The 2,776-nt window shown below is 66.7% G+C and carries 3 protein-coding genes and 1 pseudogene; 2 read left to right on the top strand and 2 right to left on the bottom strand.

The features are described from left to right. A pseudogene (locus Q0W90_RS24070) lies at nucleotides 1-461 on the bottom strand (acetyl-CoA C-acyltransferase); the annotation flags it as partial. Nucleotides 462-620: 159 nt separating this feature from the next. Here Q0W90_RS24070 and Q0W90_RS24075 point away from each other — a divergent pair. Then, on the top strand, nucleotides 621-1,751 hold the full coding sequence (locus tag Q0W90_RS24075; protein WP_297777140.1) for an NDMA-dependent alcohol dehydrogenase: 1,131 nt from the start codon (nucleotides 621-623) through the stop codon (nucleotides 1,749-1,751). A 38-nt stretch (nucleotides 1,752-1,789) separates the two neighbouring features. After that, nucleotides 1,790-2,182, top strand: a complete 393-nt coding sequence (locus tag Q0W90_RS24080; RefSeq protein ID WP_297598603.1) for a hypothetical protein — start codon at nucleotides 1,790-1,792, stop codon at nucleotides 2,180-2,182. A gap of 187 nt (nucleotides 2,183-2,369) precedes the next feature. Here Q0W90_RS24080 and Q0W90_RS24085 read toward each other — a convergent pair whose 3' ends face one another. Further along, a complete protein-coding gene (locus tag Q0W90_RS24085) occupies nucleotides 2,370-2,729 on the bottom strand; it encodes a VOC family protein (protein WP_297777143.1) in 360 nt (119 codons plus the stop codon). Nucleotides 2,730-2,776 lie beyond the last annotated feature (47 nt).

Genomic DNA, 2,776 nt, shown 5'->3' on the forward strand with positions numbered 1-2,776 from the left:
GACATGTCCTTGGCGGGCGCGTCGGGCGTCTCGACGTGCGTCGGCGGCATCCACCGCTCCTCGAATTTCAGCTCGGGCCCCGGGATCCGCCAGTTGGTCAGCGGCGTCATCGACAAGGACTGCACGCCGCCGGCGATCAGTACGCGCTCCATGCCGGAGCCGATCTGCGCCGCGGCGTTGCCGATCGCGGTGAGGCTGCCCGCGCAGTGCCGGTTGACCGACTGGCCGGGGACGTGCTCGAGGCCCGTCGCGGTGGCTGCATATCGCGCGAGATCGCCACCGCCATAATGGGATTCGGCGAAGATGATGTCGTCGATGGCGGCCGGGTCGACACCGGACCTGCGCACCACCTCGGGAAGCACCGCGGTGATCAGCGTCTCGGGTGGCGTGTTGACAAGCGTTCCCTTGAAGGAACGGCCGATCGCCGTCCGGACGGCTCCGACGATTACGGGTGTACCCATGTTCTCAACCTCGAACGGTTTGGCGGCGGTCAGCCGCGGCGAATCGTATCAAATACTGTATCGACAATAGTATTGGTCTAAGTTCGTCAGGGGCCGGTCTGTGACCGCGCTAACAATTAAGCGGTTAGTACACGCGGTCGGCAACAGGAGGCCTCCCCGATGAAAACCAAAGGCGCGTTGGTCTGGGACCTCAACGAACCGTGGGTGATCGACGAGATCGAGATCGGCGATCCCCGCCGCGGCGAGGTGACGGTTCAGCTGGAGACGGCCGGTTTGTGCCACTCCGATCATCACCTGCTGACCGGCGACTTCCCCATCCCGAGCTTCCCGGTCCTCGGCGGCCACGAGGGCGCCGGCGTGATCACCGAGGTCGGTGACGGCGTCGAGCACCTGGCCGTCGGCGATCACGTGGTCATGTCGTTCATCCCGTCCTGCGGCAAGTGCACGCCATGCCAGGTCGGACTGCGCAATCTGTGCGACCTGGGCATGGGGTTGCTGTCGGGGGCATCGGTTTGCGACGGGTCCTTCCGGGTGACGGCCAAGGGGCGCGATGTCGTGCCGATGTCGCTGCTGGGGACGTTCGCGCCCTACGTGGTCGTGCATCACACGTCGGTGGTCAAGGTCGACCCCGCGATCCCCTTCGACGTGGCCTGCCTGGTGGGCTGCGGGGTGACCACCGGCTACGGCTCGGCGGTGCGCAGCGCGGCGGTCGGTCCCGGGGACGACGTCGCGGTCGTCGGCGCCGGGGGCGTCGGTGTCGCCGCGATACAGGGCGCCCGCATTGCCGGAGCCCGCCGCATCTTCGCGGTCGACCCGTTCGAATGGAAACGCCAGCAGGCGTTGAAGTTTGGCGCGACCGAGGCGTTCGCGGACATCGCCACCGCCGCCGCTGCCATCGCCGAAACGACGTGGGGAGCGATGTGCCCCAAAGTGATTGTCACCGTGGGTCATTGCGACGGCCGCGACGTCGAGGCGTGGATGGGTCTGACGGCCAAGGGAGGTATCTGCGTGCTGACGGCCATGGGCAACGTGATGGCCACCGACACAACCCTCAACCTGGCGGGACTGACGCTGCTGCAGAAGAGCCTGCAGGGCAGCCTGTTCGGTGGCGGCAACCCCCAGCACGACATTCCGGCGATTCTCGAGCTGTACAAGTTGGGGCAGCTCAACCTCGACGACATGGTCACGCGCGAGTACAGCCTCGAGCAGATCAATGACGGCTACCGCGACATGCTCGAGGGACGCAACGTCCGCGGCATCATCCGCTTCACCGACGCCGACCGCGCGTGAGCCGTGGCCGCAATGGGCACCGTGGGCACAATGGCTTCATGACAACCAGACTTCCGGCTCGCCGAGATGCCACCCAGCAACTCGCCTACCGCGTCGCGGCGATGCTGATGGGTATCGGCACCTTGCATTTCGTGGCGCCCAAGCCGTTCGACTCCATCATCCCCGTCGAGCTGCCCGGGAGCCCGCGGCTCTACACCTACGGATCGGGAGCGGCCGAGCTGGCGATCGGTGCGCTGCTGGTGCCGCGCCGCACCCGGCGATCCGCCGCGCTGGCCGCCGTCGTCCTATTCGTCGGGGTGTTTCCGGGCAACGTCAACATGGTCCGGTTGTGGTGGAACAAGCCGTGGGCGATGCGGATCGTCGCGCTGGCCCGGCTGCCGCTGCAGATTCCGATGATCACCACCGCGCTCAAGATCCGCCGCGGCAGCTGACGCGCCGGATCCGTCGCGGCATCGCCCGCCCCGATGGACACGGCTGCCACGTTCGGCTCACGGGCCCCGGCCCGGCGAGGATGAACGCCAATGCCCGCCTTTGAGCGACAACTTCTGGTGTGTCCTCCGACGGGGAGAGATGCGTACCGTTCACGAAAAGCCCCGTCTCTCAACGGAGACCGCCCGATCAGGTCTGGTGTGAGCCGACCCGATGCAAGGTGCCGTCGGGGTCGACATACGCGAATTCGCGCAAACCGTAGGGCGTGTCCTGCGGCGGGATCAACCGGCCCTCGAGACTCGCCAACGCGACCCACTCCGCGTAGAGGGCGTCGGCGTCACTGACGTAGAAGTACACGCTGGCGGCGGTGCGCAACGGGTCGTGCTCGTCGGACTCGGTCAGGTGAAGCGACACCGACCCACGGTCGACGAAGCCGTAGCGATCTGGGCCGTCGTATGCGCGCGCGTCGAACCCGAGCAGGCGGTAGCGATCCAGGGCGACATCGAGATTTCGAACGGGGACGATCGGTGCGACGGAAACGAAGTTCACTGCGGCCACACCGCGAAGATATCGCTTCACTCCGAACGGGCTCATGA

Origin of the sequence: Mycobacterium sp., from assembly GCF_025933915.1 — a bacterium.
Lineage (GTDB): Bacteria > Actinomycetota > Actinomycetes > Mycobacteriales > Mycobacteriaceae > Mycobacterium.

What these genes read in the sequence shown, in the direction of transcription:
- Q0W90_RS24075 (WP_297777140.1), top strand. Translation starts at nt 621, where the DNA reads ATGAAAACCAAAGGCGCGTTGGTCTGGGACCTCAACGAACCGTGGGTG.
- Q0W90_RS24080 (WP_297598603.1), top strand. Translation starts at nt 1,790, where the DNA reads ATGACAACCAGACTTCCGGCTCGCCGAGATGCCACCCAGCAACTCGCC.